Annotated in this window: 11 protein-coding genes and 1 pseudogene; 8 read left to right on the forward strand and 4 right to left on the reverse strand. The window is 63.3% G+C overall.

Annotation, left to right across the window (positions count from 1 at the left end; genetic code table 11):
• Positions 1-158: 158 nt before the first annotated feature.
• Together ABIB80_RS15905 and ABIB80_RS15910 are read left to right on the forward strand one after the other, a co-directional pair.
• Positions 159-686 carry a carboxymuconolactone decarboxylase family protein gene (locus tag ABIB80_RS15905; protein ID WP_007592305.1) on the forward strand — a complete coding sequence of 176 codons (528 nt, stop codon included), beginning with the start codon at positions 159-161 and terminating at the stop codon, positions 684-686.
• A 25-nt stretch (positions 687-711) separates the two neighbouring features.
• A complete protein-coding gene (locus ABIB80_RS15910) occupies positions 712-1,014 on the forward strand; it encodes a nucleoside triphosphate pyrophosphohydrolase family protein (protein WP_007592303.1) in 303 nt (100 codons plus the stop codon).
• Between the two features lie 5 nt (positions 1,015-1,019).
• Here the strand turns inward: ABIB80_RS15910 and glsA are convergent, their stop codons facing one another.
• The 4 genes and pseudogenes from glsA to ABIB80_RS15930 all read right to left on the reverse strand — a co-directional run bounded on the left by glsA (position 1,020) and on the right by ABIB80_RS15930 (position 6,752).
• Entirely contained in the window at positions 1,020-2,867 is a 1,848-nt protein-coding gene (gene glsA / locus ABIB80_RS15915) for a glutaminase A (RefSeq protein ID WP_354127905.1), read from the reverse strand.
• Positions 2,868-2,889: 22 nt separating this feature from the next.
• Complete coding sequence (locus ABIB80_RS15920; RefSeq protein WP_354127906.1) at positions 2,890-4,962, reverse strand: TRAP transporter permease; 2,073 nt, start codon at positions 4,960-4,962, stop codon at positions 2,890-2,892.
• Positions 4,963-5,195: 233 nt separating this feature from the next.
• A complete protein-coding gene (locus ABIB80_RS15925) occupies positions 5,196-6,362 on the reverse strand; it encodes a TAXI family TRAP transporter solute-binding subunit (RefSeq protein ID WP_354127907.1) in 1,167 nt (388 codons plus the stop codon).
• A 166-nt stretch (positions 6,363-6,528) separates the two neighbouring features.
• A pseudogene (locus ABIB80_RS15930) lies at positions 6,529-6,752 on the reverse strand (acyl-CoA carboxylase biotin carboxyl carrier protein subunit).
• Between the two features lie 94 nt (positions 6,753-6,846).
• On the opposite strand from ABIB80_RS15930, the gene ABIB80_RS15935 reads away from it, so the two are divergent.
• From ABIB80_RS15935 to ABIB80_RS15960, 6 genes are all read left to right on the forward strand, one after another.
• Positions 6,847-7,821, forward strand: coding sequence for an IclR family transcriptional regulator (locus tag ABIB80_RS15935; protein WP_219683332.1), 975 nt, complete (start codon positions 6,847-6,849; stop codon positions 7,819-7,821).
• Positions 7,751-9,310 (forward strand): acyl-CoA carboxylase subunit beta, encoded by a 1,560-nt coding sequence (locus ABIB80_RS15940; protein ID WP_354127908.1) that lies wholly within the window; start codon positions 7,751-7,753, stop codon positions 9,308-9,310. Before ABIB80_RS15935 ends, ABIB80_RS15940 begins: the two co-directional genes overlap by 71 nt.
• Before the next feature lie 422 nt (positions 9,311-9,732).
• Entirely contained in the window at positions 9,733-11,430 is a 1,698-nt protein-coding gene (locus tag ABIB80_RS15945) for a GMC family oxidoreductase (RefSeq protein ID WP_354127909.1), read from the forward strand.
• A gap of 264 nt (positions 11,431-11,694) precedes the next feature.
• Entirely contained in the window at positions 11,695-13,209 is a 1,515-nt protein-coding gene (locus ABIB80_RS15950) for an ATPase domain-containing protein (protein ID WP_035992861.1), read from the forward strand.
• Entirely contained in the window at positions 13,206-14,915 is a 1,710-nt protein-coding gene (locus ABIB80_RS15955; RefSeq protein ID WP_219683329.1) for a response regulator, read from the forward strand. The genes ABIB80_RS15950 and ABIB80_RS15955 overlap by 4 nt, the downstream gene beginning before the upstream one ends.
• Positions 14,916-15,219: 304 nt before the next feature.
• Positions 15,220-15,783, forward strand: a complete 564-nt coding sequence (locus ABIB80_RS15960; protein ID WP_007592281.1) for a hypothetical protein — start codon at positions 15,220-15,222, stop codon at positions 15,781-15,783.
• Positions 15,784-16,154 lie beyond the last annotated feature (371 nt).

Raw genomic sequence — 16,154 nt, forward strand, 5'->3', positions numbered from 1 at the left:
CGCGGCGAATATCGACTGTACCAAGGTCGTTCAGCAATGCGGCGGCATTTTGACTCGATGTTGTTGCTCCTGCGGACGCGCAAGAATACAGTTTCGTGGAACTTTCGCCGCTAACGACAAAAAGCATTAAAGGCTTAGGGAAAAACTTCAGGAAAATCATGGCCCGCATCAACTACAGCGACCCGTCCAAGGCATCCGACCGCACCCGCGAGATCCTCGACAAGAACCGCAACGCCAACATCTTCCGGATGATGTCGCATTCGCCGAGCTATTTCGAGCAGTACTGCCGGCTCGGCGGCGCCATCCGTCACAAGGGCGAGCTCGATCCGATCGTGCGCGAACTCGCGATCACCCGCACCGGAATTTTGTGCGAGGCGCCGTACGAGATCGTCGCGCACAAGCGCATCGGCAAGAATGTCGGCGTCACCGACGAGCAGAACGAAGCGCTCGAGAACTGGCAGGACGCCAAGTGCTTCGACGAGGTGCAGCGTGCCGCGCTCGCCTTCACTGACGAGATCGTGAAATTGAACAAGCCGACCGCGGCGATCTTCAACGCGATCGCATCGAAGCTGACACCCGCCGCACTCGTCGAGTTGCAGCTTTCGGTCGGCTTCTACATCATGACGTCAAAGTTTTTGGAGACGTTTGAGATCGATCTTCAGCCGGTCACGGAAGTGGTTGGCTGATCCAAAGCCGCGGCGAGGGATGCCGATGACGATCGATGAATATGCGGCCTGGGCCGCCACCGTTGCAAAAGTCGATGAGCATCCGTCCAACGAACGGCTGTCCTATCTGGGCCTCGGTCTCGCCGGCGAATCCGGCGAGGTCGCCGAGCACATCAAGAAGCTGCTGCGCGATGACTGGCTCGACCAGGCAGGCCTCGTCGAAGAGCTCGGCGATGTCATCTATTACTGGGCCTGCCTATGCGCAGCGACCGGCCAGCAGCCGTCCGAATTGCTCAAGGCGAGTGCGGCCAAGATTAATCGGCGGATCAGTGAGGCGGCGGGCCGCTAGGCCGCTCAGGTCGAGGTCAAGATATCCACCCTGGCGTTGGCGACGATCAGACGGTCGGCGAGAAGCTGCGCAAGATTGCGCATGATGCGTTCGCTGGCGTGCGGGTGCTGCTTGCGGAAGCGCTCGAACGCTTTCAGGGGCGCTTCGAACGCGGTCGCTGCCATGTCCACGAACACGTCGGCGGAGCGAGTGGTCTCGATCAGGGCCATTTCGCCGAAGGCCATGCCGGCGGTGAGCGTCGCCAGCCGCACGCCGTCGGGCAGCGTGACATGCACGGCGCCGCTGCGCAGGAAGAACAGAGCATCGGCGGGATCGCCCGTGGTGAGGATCTTTGTCCCGGATTGATAGGTCCGGATCGTGCAGATCGAGGCGAGGTCGGTCAGCTCTTCCTCGCTCATGCCGGCCAGCAGCGGCTGTTCGGCAAGCTCGGTGGTCTCGTGGAAATCGATCGAGCCTCCGTACCGATAGATGATCTGGTCTTCGGCCCATTCGATCGCGGTGTCGAGCAAATAGAAGTCGCGGACGTTCTTGAGCTCGGCGGTCCATTCCCGCAGGCTGTCCCATTCCTTGGAGGCGCGCCTGACGCCGGACAGTACGACGGTCACATTCAGCGCCGCCAGCTCCTCGAACGCTTCGGCTACCAGCCGCGCCCCGGCGCGGGTGGTGGAGGTGACGCGGTGGAGATCGAAGATCACGAATTGCGGCCGCGGCCGGCCCGCAAGGCGGCGCGAGACATAGTCGACCGCCGACAGCGACAGTGTGCCGACCAGCTCGATGATCCGCACCTCCTGCTCATGCGCCGCGAGAATATCGCGCTCCTGTGGGCGGCGCACGCGCCGCGACGGGCTCTTGCCGATGTCGTAATCGGCGATGACGGCATTGCGCGCATCGTCACTGCGGTTGAGCATGTGCAAATCGTAGTGCGAGGACAGCGCCTCGCAGACCTTGATGCCGCGCACGCTGTTGCCATGCTTGTCGAGCCTTGGCGAATAGCTGCCGAGCCCGAGGCGCGCGGGGAGGGCTGCGAGAATTCCGCCGCCGACGCCGCTCTTGGCGGGGATGCCGATCCGGTAGATCCATTCGCCGGCATAGTCGTACATGCCCGACGACGTCATCACCGACAGCGTGCGCGAGATTGCGTAAGGCGTCAGCACCTGCTCGCCTGTGACCGGGTTGACGCCGCGGTTGGCGAGCGTTGCCGCCATCACCGCGATGTCGCGCGCGGTGACCAGCACCGCGCATTGCCGGAAATAGACGTCGAGCACGGCAGCGACATTGTCCGAGATCACCGCGTTGGTCTTGAGGAGATAGCCGATGGCGCGGTTGCGGTCGCCGGTCTGGCTTTCGGAAGCGTAGACGGCCTCGTCGACGGCGAGGTCGCGGCCGGCAAAACGACTGAGCGCGAGGCGAATTTGCTCGAAGGCGTCCGTACCCTTGCTGTCGTGGATCAGCCCCGTGCAGGCGATCGCGCCGGCATTGACCATCGGGTTGAACGGATGGTTCTCCGAGTTGAGCCGGATCGAGTTGAAGGGATCGCCTGAAGGCTCGACGCCGATCGCGCTCTCGACCCTGTTTGCGCCGAGCAGGTCCAGCGCGAGTGCGAACACGAACGGCTTTGACATCGACTGGATGGTGAAGGGCGCCCTGGAGTCGCCGACCTCGTAGACATGACCGTCCAGGGTCGCGAGGCTGATGCCGAAACAGGCAGGATCGGCCTTGCCGAGCTCGGGAATGTAGTCGGCGACCGCGCCCGAGGTCTCCGCCGAGAATTCGCTGAGGCAATTGTCCAGAAACCGCAGCAAAGGCGGCTTGGAGCGGGTCCAGGCGGTGGCGAGAGGCGAAAGCTGTTTCATCGCCTCTCTTTGTGCAACGCAATCAGGGCACGCGCAACCCGTCCGGCACCATGGTCTGCCGCCGGACCAGCAGCAGGGCGAGCAAAACCGTGGGGACGAGGATGGCGAGGCCGAGCAGCGTCACCTGCATCTGCGACAGCGGCATGATGCCGCCGCCGGGGGTGGCCACCACGAACCCGCCGATCACCAGCAGTACGCGGATCGGCCATTCCAGCGCACCGGCGCCGCGGAGATCGCCAACGAAGGGCTGGTAGCCCTGAATGCCGCCGCAGATGAACAGCGTGCCGAACGCCGCGAGCGCCATCAGCCCGAGACCGGCGAGATAGGGGCTCGGCCCCTGCAGCACCAGCGCGGGATTGAGCACGAAGAAGAACGGGATGAAATAGATGATGCTTCCGACCCACATCGATTCCCAGCCCGTCTTCATCGCCGGCGAACCGGCAATGCCTGCGGCCGCGAACGAGGCGATCGCGACCGGCGGGGTGATCGACGACAGCATGCCCCAGTAGAAGATGAACATGTGCACGGCCATCTTGTTCAGCCCGAGTTTCTCCAGCGCCGGTGCGACCAGGATGGCGAGGAAGATGTAGCAGGCCGTCGTGGTCAACCCGAGGCCGAGGATCAGGCTGGTGAGGGCGCACATGCCGAGCAGCAGGAACGGATTGTCACCCGCAATGCGCAGCAGGTCGTTGGCAAGGCTCGACACCACGCCTGTCATCGAGAAGGCGCCGATCAGCAGGCCGCAGCCGGCGAGGATGCCGACAAGCTCGACGAAGGTGCGGCCGTTGACCTCGAGGAATTTGCCGATGGTCGCGACAGTCCAGCGCGTGTCCTTCGAGAACAGCTGGTTGAGGACCAGAAGCAGGGCGGTAGCGTAGAACGGCGCATGGCTCTCGCGCTTGAAGTAGAGCAGCATCACGATCAGCAGCGCGATGACGAAGACGTAGTACCAGCCGTCCTTGATTGTATCCATGACCCGCGGCAGCTCCGCGCGCGGAATGCCCTTCAGCCCGTGTCGTGCGGCGTAGGAATCGACCTGCATGAACAAGCCGATGTAATAGAGCGCGGCGGGAATGATGGCCGCAATCGCGACGTCGGCGTAGCTGACATTGAGGAACTGCGCGATCACGAACGCGGTCGCACCCATCACCGGCGGAGCCAGCACCGCGCCGGTCGAGGCACACGCCTCGATCGCGCCGGCGTAGGAGGCGCGGAAGCCGCTCTTCTTCATCACCGGAATGGTCATGGTGCCGGCGGTGAGCACGTTGGAGATGATCGAGCCCGACATCATGCCGAGCAGGCCGCTGGCGAAGATGCAGACCTTCGCCGCGCCGCCGCGGAAGGTGCCGCACAGCGCGAAGGCGAGATTGATGAAGAACTTTCCGGCGCCGGTCATCATCAGCGCCGTGCCGAATACCAGGAAGCCGATCACGGTGTCGGCAAACGCCTGGATGGGAATGCCGAGCAGGCTCTCGCCCGACAGCACGTGATAGGCGGTCGCCTGCTCCAGCGTCGATTGTGTGCCGCGGAACGGCCCGAGCCAGCTGGATTCCGCGAACAGCGGATAGATGGTGAAGGGGAGCACGCTCAGTAGCAGGCTCCAGCCCCCGGTCCGCCGCAGCGCCTCCATCAGCATCACCCACATCACGAGACCCGCCGCGGTCACGCTGTTCGGCGCGCCGCCGAATTCCCAGCCGGCCTCCGCGGCTTTGCGGACGTTCAACATCAGCAGCAGCGCCGCGGCAAAAGTTGCGACGAAGCAGAGAAGGTCGTACCAGGGAATGCGGTCGAGCGGCGCGCGCGGGGTTCCCGGGAAGATCAGGAACGTGAACGGCAGCATCAGGGCGATCAGGAGATAGAAATACTCCGTGTTGAGCTGGGTGTAGCCGACGAAGAAGCGCAGCGAGAATTGCTGGTTGATGCAGAGCAGGATGGTCGCGGCGGTCGCGACGACGAGCGTCCAGCGCCACGCGCCGCGCAAGCTTCGCACGCGCGTGACCTCCGCTTCCTGCATGTTGGCGGCGGCGCCATGCGGGTCCTCGAACACGATCCGCTTGCCCTCGTCCTGCGGAGCGGTGGACTCTGAAGCAGACATGATCGACCCCGCGCGTGGGTTGCTAAGTGCTGACGAATGCGAATGGGTTGAAGCGGTCGGGCCGTGGGCTCCTCAACCTCTCCCGCTTGCGGGAGAGGTTGCGCCGAAGGCGCGGGTGAGGGCTCTCTCCTCTGGGGGAATCCCAACGTTGAGGCACCCTCTCCCCAACCCTCTCCCGCAAGCGGGAGAGGGAGCGCAGCTCGCGCGTGGCAACCATCAGGCCCATCGCGAAATTATTCCTCGAATCCGTTCGGCATGTCGGCCTTCGCAAGCGCTGCGGCACGCGCTTTCATCCAGCCGTCGAGAAACGCCTTGTCATCCGCAGGCGGGTTGGACTTTCCGTAGTCGGTCCACGCTGCGCCAAGCACCTCCTGGCGCTTGATCAGTCTGTTGTTGTGCGTGTCCTGCGCGTCGCTCCATTGCCCGGCTTCCTTCAGCGCCTTTACCGCGCCGGGATGCACCGGCACCACCCAGTTCTTGGTCTGGCGATCGGCCGCAAGCCCGCCGGCGCCGGGTGCGGCGTCCTTGTAGGAATCGTAGTTCACGATCATCGCTTTGGTGATCGCATAGACCTGGTCGGGGGCTTGCGAGGCGTAGGCGACGAAAATCGGGTAGGGGTAGTTGCCGAGCTCGATCGGTTTGTCCGGCGAGATGCCGGCGCCGCAGGTCGCGGTCTGCGGGAAGAAGAACGAGCCGACCTTCTGCATCCGCGCCCAGCCTTCCTTGTCCTTGGCGGGCAGTGGCGGCCAGATCAGGCCGCGCGGCGAGGTCTCGGCTTCCTTGGCGGGGCCGGTGATGGTGGTGCCGAAGGCTGCGTCGGTGTCGTTGTTGATCAGGCCCTTCCACATCGCGCCGTAGCTTGCGAACTCGACGACCTTGACGTCCTTCTGCGTCAGGCCGGCGAAGGCGAGCACCGCGAGCGAGTTCTGGTTCAGCGCCGGCGAGCCGACGACGAAGCCGACGCGCTTTCCCTTGAGGTCCTTGAGCTCCTTCACGCCTGTGTCCGCGGCCACGCCGAGCGTGCCGCAATTGCAGTCGACGGATGAGAGCATGATCTGGAGCGGTTGCGGGCCCCATTCCCTGGAGCCGAACTCGAACACGCCTTCCTGCGCGAAATAGGTACCCGATCCCATCGCGGAAGAAACCGCGCGCTTGGCGCGCAACGGCGCGAGACGCGCGACGTCGTTGCCTGCGGGGAGCACGCGCACGTCGGTTGAGTATTTGTCCTTCATCATTTTGCCGACGCCGACCGCGATGTTGAAGCCGGCGGTGCCGGTGTCATAGGCCGTGAACGTCAATGTCGCCGGCAGCTTGATGTCTTCGGCGGCTGCATAGCGTGTAGACGCAAAAGAAAGGCCCGCGACCAAGGCAGGCGCGAGCATGACCAGCCCACGACGCATGTTTCCCTCCAATGATCCTCGCGTTTGCCGCGACGATTTTCTTTCTTTGTTTGAAACAGGTTTTGTTTGAAACAGATCATGTCATCGCGATCAGGCGATGGCAACGCCGTAGCGCGAACGCCGCAATGAGGCTGACAGATTGTCGCGGAAACGACGGATAATGCAGTCAGTTCGCGACGATCGCGATCGCCTGTCCCTCGGCAACGACGTCATCGAGCTTCACCAGAAGCGATGTGATCTCGCCGCTCACAAGAGAAAGCACAGGTATATCTCCATCTTCATCGCTTCGACCACCACAATCTCATCGCCATCCGCAACGGTTCCTCCAACTTGCACGGGAGTTGCGCAGACGCGTCCCGCGATATCCGTGACGATCTTAATTTCTGGCATGCCATCGCCTTTTTGTTGTGGTCGCAAAATGCCTGAGGTAGTTTCTTCTGCAAGCGGAATTTAATTCCGCACAGCGGAACAAGCGGTAGGGATCATGGGACGACGTTCAGAGCGGTTGAGTAGGCAAGGTGCGCTCGCTGGCGAAGCCGGTGAGGGTGATGTCATCCAGGTGGTCTCGCGCGCGTTCGACGTGTTGCGATGCTTCGAGGGCCACGATAGCAGGCTCGGCAATCTCGAAATTTCAAACCGCTGCGGCCTGCCGCGCTCGACCGTGTCGCGGCTCACGCACACGCTAACGCGGATGGGTCAGCTCGTGTACCTGCCGCGCGATCAGAAATACCGCATCGGTCCAAGCGCTGTGGCGATGAGCGCCTCGATGATGAAGGGCGCGCAGCTGCGCAGCATGATCCGTCAGCGGCTCCAGGAAGTCGCTGAGCAATTGCCCGGCACGGTCGGCTTCGTCGTCCCCGATCGCTTCCATCTGGTCTATCTCCAGTTCGCGCGTTCGGCGACTGCACTGGGCCTGCACGAGGGCACCGGCAGCCGAATCTCGATGGCCTCCACTGCTGCGGGCGCAGCCTACACCGCGGCATTGGCGCCCGAGGTCGGCGATGCCTTCATCGCGGACATGGAGCGGGAAGCTCCCGAGGCTGCAAAGATCCTCAAGCCCCGCATCGAGGCCAACCGGCAGTCGCTGCATGAGCGCGGCTATGTCGTGGCCTGCGGCTTGTGGAGCCCGCACATCAACGGGCTCGCGGTGCCGATCTGGTCGCCGCAGTACCAGACCTTCGTTGTCATCACGATCGGTCTGCTCTCGGCGATGTATGACGAGCAGCGTCTGCATGCCGAAGTCGCCCCGTTGATGGTCGCGCTCGGCCGTTCGCTCGGCAGCCTGATGGACGGCGCAGAGGGCGACGTCTTCAACGCCCGCATCCCGCGTAAACCAGTCGCCATGGCCGTCCATAACAATAACAAGCCGATCAATTCGGAGGGAGTGAATGAACTGGAAGCCGGAACTCGACGAGCTCGCCCGGCGCGAAGCCTTCGCGCGGGAGATGGGCGGCGTTGACAAGGTCAAGCGTCAGCATGACCAGGGCCGACTGACTGTTCGGGAACGTATCGACAGACTGACCGACAAAGGCAGCTTTCACGAGATCGGCGCCGTCTCCGGCGTCGGCGAATACGATTCCAGTGGCGAGTTGCAGAAATTGAGGCCAGCGAACTGCGTGTTCGGCCGCGCGCGCGTCGAGGGCCGCACCGTCGTCGTGGTCGGCGACGATTTCACCGTGCGCGGCGGCTCGGCGGATGCGTCCATCTCCGCAAAACCGCTGATGGCGGAGGAGATGGCGCATGATCTCCGCCTGCCCATCGTCCGCATCATCGAAGGCTCCGGCGGCGGCGGCTCGGTCAAGACCATCGAGACCAAGGGCGCGGCGAACTTGCCGGGTGGCATCGGCGGCACACGCTGGTATCGCTTCACAACGGAGAATTTGTCGCGCGTGCCCGTGGTCGCGCTCGGCCTCGGCTCGGTCGCAGGGCTCGGTGCCGCGCGTCTTGCCGCCAGCCACTATTCCATCATGACCCGGAAGTCCGCGATGTTCGTCGCAGGCCCGCCGGTGGTGAAGGCGCTGGGGCAGGACCTCTCGAAGGAAGAGCTCGGCGGCGCCGACATCCAGACCCGCGCCGGCGCGGTCGATCATGCCGTCGACACCGAGGAGGAGGCCTTTGCCTGCGCGCGGCGATTCCTATCTTATCTGCCGTCGTCGGTTGACGGGCTGCCGCCGACCTTGCCCTGCACCGACAATCCGGAGCGCACCGAAGAGGCGCTGATGAGCGCAGTGCCGCGTAATCGCAAGCAGGTCTACAAGATACGGCCGATCGTCGAACAAGTCGTGGACAAGGGCTCGTTTTTCGAGGTCGGCAAGAATTTCGGCAAGCCGATCATTGTCGGTCTCGCGCGGCTCGAGGGCAGGGCGGTGATGGTGCTTGCCAGTGACAGCTTTCACTATGGCGGCTCCTGGACGGCGGACGCCTGCCAGAAGGTGGTCCGCTGGGTCGACTTCGCCGAGACCTTCCATTTGCCGATCGTCTATCTCATGGACTGCCCCGGCTTCATGATCGGGCTCGATGCGGAGAAGGCGGCCACCATCCGCCATGGCGTTCGCGCCATGGCCGCGGTCAACCAGACCACGGTGCCCTGGTGCACGGTGATCCTGCGCAATGCCTTCGGCGTCGCCGGCGTGGTGCATCAGCCGGCCGACCGCTTCTCGATCCGCTACGCCTGGCCGTCGGCCTATTGGGGCTCGCTCCCACTGGAAGGCGGCATCGAAGCCGCCTACCGCGCGGACATCGACGCGGCCGAAGACAAGGCGGAGAAACTGAAAGAGATCGAGGACCGCCTTAACAAGCTGCGCTCGCCGTTCCGCTCCGCCGAAAAATTCTGGGTCGAAGAGATCATCGATCCCAGGAAGACGCGGTCGCTGCTGTGCGAGTTCGCGCGGCTGGCGGAGCCATTGCGAAAGCCAGGGCCGCCGGGGAATTTTTCGATCAGGCCGTAGCTTCAGCGGCCCCTGCGAGCCGCGGATGCCGACCTCAGCCCAATTGCATTTGGGCAAAATTGATCTAGCGCAACGCCACGCGTCCCATTGTCTGCAAGCGTCTCGTTTGGAACGAGGGAGAGACGTCATGACAAATGCGGGTAACGCGCTGCTTTGGACGGCTATATTTTTCTGTCTGTCGTTCGCTGCAATTTTTGTAGTCTGGTTTGCCGAGCGGTTGCGCGCGGGCTTCGTGAGGAAGCCGTAAAGCGCCCTGGGTTCGCCCCCTCGTCACCTGCTGACCGGACGGCGGATGCCTGCCGCCGGGCGGTGCCTTCGGCGTCGCCGGCATCTGTGCTCGCGCTTTGCCGTGGCAGCGATGACGTGACCTCAAAACAATAACGCGCTACGCTTCCCGGGCAAGAACAAGGGAAGCGCCAATCGTGTACGACTTCATTATCGTGGGCGGCGGCTCGGCGGGGTCCGTGCTGGCCCACCGGCTCTCGGCGAGGAGCGCCAACAAGGTCCTGCTCTGCGAGGCGGGACAGGACACACCGCCCGGAGACGAGCCGGCCGAGATCAGGGACAGCTATCCGGGGACGGCCTATTTCGATCCGCGCTTCCACTGGACCGAGCTCAAGGTCACGACCCAGATCGTCAGCCACAACAATCCGAACGAAGGACGTCCGCCCTTACGCAAATACGAGCAGGCACGCGTGCTTGGCGGCGGCTCCTCGATCAACGGCCAGATGGCCAACCGCGGCGCGCCGACCGACTACGACGAATGGGACGCGCGCGGCGCTGCGGGGTGGAGCTGGAACGATGTGCTGCCCTTCTTCAAGAAGGTCGAGCGCGACCTCGATTTCGACGGTCCCTACCACGGAAAGGACGGCCGGATCCCGGTCCGCCGAATCCCCAGGGAGCACTGGACGCGGCATTCGCAGGCGTTTGCGCAAGCCTTCCAGCAGGCCGGACATCAGTTCCTGCCCGACCAGAATGGCGAATTCGTCGACGGGTTTTTCCCGGTGACGCACTCGAACCAGGCCGAGCAACGCGTCTCGGCTGCCATGGGCTATCTCGATCGCGACACGCGCAAGCGCGCCAACCTCACGATCTCCACCAACACGCAAGTCAGGGAATTGCTGTTCGAAGGCACGCAATGCGTCGGCGTGAAGGCTGTGGTCGACGGACGAGAGCAGGAATTCCGCGCCCGCGAGATCATTCTCTCCAGTGGCGCCATCCATTCACCGGCGCATCTGTTGCGCGCCGGCATCGGCCCGGTCGGTCACCTCAAGGATATGGGCATTCCCGTGCTAATGGGGCTGCAGGGCGTCGGCCAGCGCCTGATGGATCATCCCTCGATCTCGCTGTCGTCCTTTGTCCGCCGCGGCGCGCGGATGAACGAGCACACCAGGCGACACATGCAGCTTGGCCTGCGTTACTCGTCCGGGCTCGAAGGCGTACCGAAAGGCGACATGTTCGTCGTCCTGCTCAGCAAATCGGCCTGGCACGCGGTCGGTGAGCAGATCGGATCGCTGCTGACATTCGTCAACAAGACCTATTCCGAGACCGGACAGGTCAAGCTTGCCTCGCGCGATCCGGTCGTCGAGCCGATCGTCGAGTTCAACCTGTTGTCCGACCGGCGCGACCTCGATCGGCTGATGAGCGGTTTCCGCAAGATGGCGGCCGTGCAGATGAGCGACGTTGTCAGGGCCGTGACGGACAAGCCGTTCCCGGCCTCCTATACCGACCGCGTGCGCAAGATCGGCGTGGTCAACACCAAAAACAGGATTCTCACCAGGATCGCCGCGGCCCTGATGGACGGACCGGCAGTGCTGCGCCACTACATGATCGACAATTTCGTGGTCGAGGGCTTCACCTTCGACGACGTCGTCAACGACGACGAGGCGCTGGAAGCCTTCGTGCGCAAGGCGACCATCGGCGTGTGGCACGCCTCCTGCTCGTGCCGCATGGGCCGGGTTGACGATCCGATGGCGGTGGTCGATCCAGAGGGGCGCGTCAAAGGCGTGCAGGGCCTGCGCGTCGTCGATGCCTCGATCTTCCCGGTGGTGCCGTGCGCCAACACCAATTTTCCGGTCCTGATGTCGGCGGAGAAGATCGCAGCCGCGATCATGCAGTGAGCTGGCATGGCTTTTCGCGCCGGCGACTGCCTTGTCGATGCTGACCCTCCAGGACCGCTAGTCGGACCGCAATAGCTGAAATGGTGGGCGAGAACGGTTCCGCGGCCGACAGTCTGGCGGACATGCGCCCGGGAGGCGGAACTTGGAACCCGGCTTGGGCGTTCTTTGCCAGATTTCGCCTTACGGCTGAGACAGGGCCGCTGATCGCGCGTCCCATCTCGGGGCCGGAGCGCATTTTCGGCGACGGAGCTTCACGGGGGTTCAATGATCAATTCATCGAGCCGGGCGCAAACCAGCGAGCCCGGAGAGTTGCCCAGGATTTCGACCGGCAGTGACGGTCTCGACGATATCCTCTACGGCGGGCTCGATCCCAATCGCATGTACCTCTACGAGGGCCGGCCCGGCTCGGGCAAGACCACAATGGCGCTGCAATTCCTTCTCGAGGGCGCCCGCTGCGGTGAACGCGTGCTCTATATCTCCTTGTCGGAAACCAAGCGTGAGTTGACGCTGGTTGCACAGCGGCACGGCTGGTCGCTGCAAGGCGTCGACATCTTCGAACTGGTGCCGCCGGAGACGACGCTCGATCCGGAGCGCGAGCTCACCGTCTTCCACCCCGCCGAAATGGAGCTGAGCGAAACCACGGGCCTGATATTCAAGGAGGTCGAGCGGATCAATCCCGCGCGCGTGGTGCTGGACAGCCTGTCAGAGCTGCGCCTCCTTGCGCAGAACCCGCTGCGGTACCGGCGCCAGGTTCTGGCCCTGAAGCACTTTTTCACCAACCGCAATTGCACGGTCATCCTCCTCGACGATCTCTCATCGTCCCAAGACGATCTGCAGCTCCATTCGATCGCGCATGGCGTGGTGATGCTCGAACAGCTCGCCATTGATTATGGGGCAGAGCGCCGGCGGCTTCGCGTGATCAAGATGCGCGGCATTCGATTTCGCGGCGGCTTCCACGATTTCACAATCGAGGCGGGAGGGGTGCGGATATTCCCCCGTCTGGTGGCAGCGGAACATCACACCTCGTTTATCGGTGAGTTGACGCCGAGCGGCAATGCGCAACTTGACCAGCTCCTGGGAGGAGGGCTCGAGCGCGGCACCAGTGCACTGCTCTTGGGCGCCGCCGGTGTCGGCAAGTCTTCTCTCGCGCTGACCTATGCGATCGCAGCGGCAGATCGCGGTGAGCATGCGGTGTTCTTTGCCTTCGATGAAGGTCGCGGTACGGTGGAGGCCCGGGCTCGAACGCTAGGCCTGCCCCTTGAAAGCCATCTGCAATCGGGACTCATCCGATTTAAGCAAATCGATCCCGCCGAGATGTCGCCCGGCGAATTCGCCGCCAATGTGCGCAACAGCGTCGAAAAGGATAACGCCCGAATTGTTATCATTGACAGTCTGAACGGCTACCTCAACGCAATGCCGGATGAGCGATTTCTCATCCTCCAGATGCACGAGCTCCTGAGCTACCTCGGACAGAAAGGCGTGCTGACCGTCCTGATCCTCGCTCAGCATGGGCTGGTCGGTCCGATGGAGACGGCTCTCGATATCAGCTATTTGAGCGATGCCGTGCTCATGCTGCGCTATTTCGAAGTCGGCGGAGCGGTGCGGCGTGCCCTCTCAGTCGTGAAGAAGCGCAGCGGCAATCATGAAAATTCCATCCGCGAGTTTCGTCTTGGCAGTGCCGGCATCACGGTAGGTCCTCCGCTGAGCGGGTTCAGCGGCATCTTTTCCGGGAATCCACGTTACTCGGGCACGGAGATGCCGGAAGGGCTGTCGGAATGAGCGCCGACCGCGATCATTGCGTCCTCGTGTTTGCTCCGATCGGCCGCGATGGACCGGCATCGGTCGAGCTTTTCCGTAATTCGAATCTCCTGGCAATCAATTGTCGTGGTCTGCCTGAACTGGTCAGCGAGATGTCGGCGGGCGTGGGCGCGGTGCTTCTCGCCGAGGAGGGCTTGTTCGGGAAGGATACCCAGCCGCTGGCACATTGGATCGAGCGGCAGCCGCCCTGGTCCGACCTGCCCTTTGTCATTCTCACCAGCCACCGCGAGCAGCCGGCGGTGGTTGCCTGGCGCCGCAGCATCGTCGAGACGCTCCGCAACGTGTCGCTGCTCGAGCGCCCGGTTCAGCCGATCACGCTGACGAGCGCAATTCAATCCGCAATGCGGGCCCGCCGGCGGCAGTATGAAATTCGGACCTTGCTGCAAGCGCGCGAGCGGACGGCCCAGGAGCTCGAGAAGCTCGTGGTCGAGCGCACGCGCGCGCTAGAGGAGGCCAACACGCATCTGCGGGCCGAAATGGAAGAGCGCGCCCGCGTCGAGGAGACCCTTCGTCAGGCCCAGAAGATCGAGGCCATCGGACAATTGACCGGCGGAGTAGCTCACGACTTCAACAATCTGCTGATGGTGATCTCCGGCGGATTGGACATGCTCGACCGGCAGACAGATCCTGATCGGCGGCGTCGTCTGTTGGAAGGAATGGTTCAGGCGGCGCAGCGTGGTGCCGGCCTGACCAGGCAGCTTCTGGCTTTTTCACGGCGGCAGAAGCTCCGGCCCGAGGCCGTCGACATCCCAGCGCAGATCGGCGGCATGCGCGAATTGCTCGATCGGAGCCTGAGAGGCGACGTTCACGTCGAGTTCGATTTTCCGGAGGGGCTTTGGCCGGTTGAGGTCGATCCGGGAGAGCTCGAACTGGTCATTCTCAACCTGGCCGTCAACGCCCGCGATGCGATGCCGAACGGTGGCACGATCGTCGTCCGTGGCGAGAACCTGGCCGGCCTGAACGAGAACGAGATCGCGGGCGATTACGTTCGCCTGTCCGTGGTCGACAGGGGCGTTGGAATGAGCCCCGAGATCCTGGCGCGGGTCTTCGAACCGTTCTTCACGACCAAGGACGTCGGTAAAGGCTCAGGCCTGGGGCTTGCTCAGGTCCACGGATTTGCGACGCAGTCACGCGGAATGGTTCGAATAAAATCGATCGTCGACGAGGGCACCAGCATTGAGCTCTATTTGCCGCGATCCAGGAATGTCCCCTCGGGTGAACGGCATCTCATCGACCTGAACAGGGCGCGTCCCAAGAGGGCTAATCATGGCCGGGTTCTTCTCGTCGAAGACGACGACGAGGTCGCCGCGCTGGTCAGCGAGATGCTTGCGCAGCTCGGTTACCAGGTCACGCGCGCGGCCAGTGCCGCGGCGGCTCTCGGTGCCCTAGCGGACGGCCGCTCCGTCGATCTGGTGTTTTCCGATATCATGATGCCGGGCGGCATGAACGGTGTCGAACTCGCGTCCGAGATCAAGAGACGACGAAGCGACATCCCGGTCCTGCTGACGAGCGGATACGCCGAAGCCGCGGTTCACGACGCCGAAATGGCCGGCATCCGGATCCTGTCGAAGCCCTACCACATCGACGAGCTCGCCGCAGCGCTCAGCGCTGCAAAGTTGGACTTTGCGACAACCGCAGGATCTGCCTTAGCGAAGACTCGGGGCTGACCATTCGCGCGACAATCAACGGCGGGGCTATGGCTTGCGGGCGCCCCTCTGCAATTGTGCGCTCGGCCATCGTGCCGCGGCGTACAACAATGCGACGCACGAATGCAACGCGGTCGCCTCTCGGTTGCGAAGACACGCATTCGTCCTCTGCGAGTTAAACATTTCCGCCGCTACGCTTGGGCTGTGATGATTGCCAAAATCGGCCCGCAAATGCAGCCACTTTCAGCCGCTATTTGAGACCATTTCAGCCAAACTGTTATTGGTTTCTTTGCAGGGGCAGGGACCTTCAGTTTGGAGCCCTGCAATGTTCAAGTCGGTTCTTTCCGCGTGTCTCGTCGTTGCCTTTAGTTTCGTCGCTTCTGAAGCACGGCCCTATCGCATTCATCAAGCAGCCGAATGCAACGTCACGATGCCCTGCGACTTCTCGTATTCGCAAACGCGCCGTGAGAGGACTTCCAGGTCGTTCCTAACTCCCAGGTCCTCACTCCAATCCTATCGCGCGACGCAACTGACAGCGGCCGACGCAGGCGGCGCCGCGACGGCGAGCCTCTCGGGCGGTCGCATCGTCGGTAGTCGTCCCGCAGGTTGCCCTTCCTCCTTCTGCGGCTGCGGGGCTGCTCTGCGCGTGTTCGGCCGTATCGTGCCGGAATTGAATCTTGCGTCGAACTGGCTGCGCTTCCCGCGGACATCACCCGCACCGGGAATGGTCGCAGCCCGACACGGACATGTGTTCGTCCTCGAGCAACACCTAAGCGGGGATACCTGGCTGGCTTACGACGCCAACTCGGGCGGACACGCGACGCGAATGCATGCGCGTTCATTGCGTGGCTACACGATCGTCAACCCGCGCGGCGGTTCGGTCGCTTGAGACGCCGGGCGACAGGTGCGTCACGAGACCTGGTGCGCCATCGCGCGAAACACCTTGTCAACCCCGCACTGAAGTAATATTCGTATTTACAGAAGTTCGGATAAGGCGTAGTTTGCGCGCATCCCAGCCTGCTACAAGGGCGTTTCGCGATCGTCACGAGACGTGGGCCGGGAGGCGGTGGCCGCGACTGCGTCGACGCGCTGGGCAGGCTGCAGGGCGGGTTTTCCCGTGAGCAGCTGCACACGCGGTACGACACGGCGCTGACAGCCTCCTCGTTCGGTCTCGATGGCGAGCGCACGCCAGGCATCGAGGACAGGGGCGGGGAGGTGCGCGGACGGCAAAATCGTGTGGTCCTGACGCCCGGGGTCTGT

It is taken from the genome of Bradyrhizobium sp. i1.15.2 (assembly GCF_040548425.1).
Lineage (GTDB): Bacteria > Pseudomonadota > Alphaproteobacteria > Rhizobiales > Xanthobacteraceae > Bradyrhizobium > Bradyrhizobium canariense.

Bases quoted from the DNA above. Each gene is read 5' to 3' on its own strand.
- ABIB80_RS15905 (WP_007592305.1), top strand. From the start codon at position 159: ATGGCCCGCATCAACTACAGCGACCCGTCCAAGGCATCCGACCGCACC.
- ABIB80_RS15910 (WP_007592303.1), top strand. From the start codon at position 712: ATGACGATCGATGAATATGCGGCCTGGGCCGCCACCGTTGCAAAAGTC.
- glsA (WP_354127905.1), bottom strand. From the start codon at position 2,867: ATGAAACAGCTTTCGCCTCTCGCCACCGCCTGGACCCGCTCCAAGCCG.
- ABIB80_RS15920 (WP_354127906.1), bottom strand. From the start codon at position 4,962: ATGTCTGCTTCAGAGTCCACCGCTCCGCAGGACGAGGGCAAGCGGATC.
- ABIB80_RS15925 (WP_354127907.1), bottom strand. From the start codon at position 6,362: ATGCGTCGTGGGCTGGTCATGCTCGCGCCTGCCTTGGTCGCGGGCCTT.
- ABIB80_RS15935 (WP_219683332.1), top strand. From the start codon at position 6,847: ATGGGACGACGTTCAGAGCGGTTGAGTAGGCAAGGTGCGCTCGCTGGC.
- ABIB80_RS15940 (WP_354127908.1), top strand. From the start codon at position 7,751: ATGAACTGGAAGCCGGAACTCGACGAGCTCGCCCGGCGCGAAGCCTTC.
- ABIB80_RS15950 (WP_035992861.1), top strand. From the start codon at position 11,695: ATGATCAATTCATCGAGCCGGGCGCAAACCAGCGAGCCCGGAGAGTTG.
- ABIB80_RS15955 (WP_219683329.1), top strand. From the start codon at position 13,206: ATGAGCGCCGACCGCGATCATTGCGTCCTCGTGTTTGCTCCGATCGGC.
- ABIB80_RS15960 (WP_007592281.1), top strand. From the start codon at position 15,220: ATGTTCAAGTCGGTTCTTTCCGCGTGTCTCGTCGTTGCCTTTAGTTTC.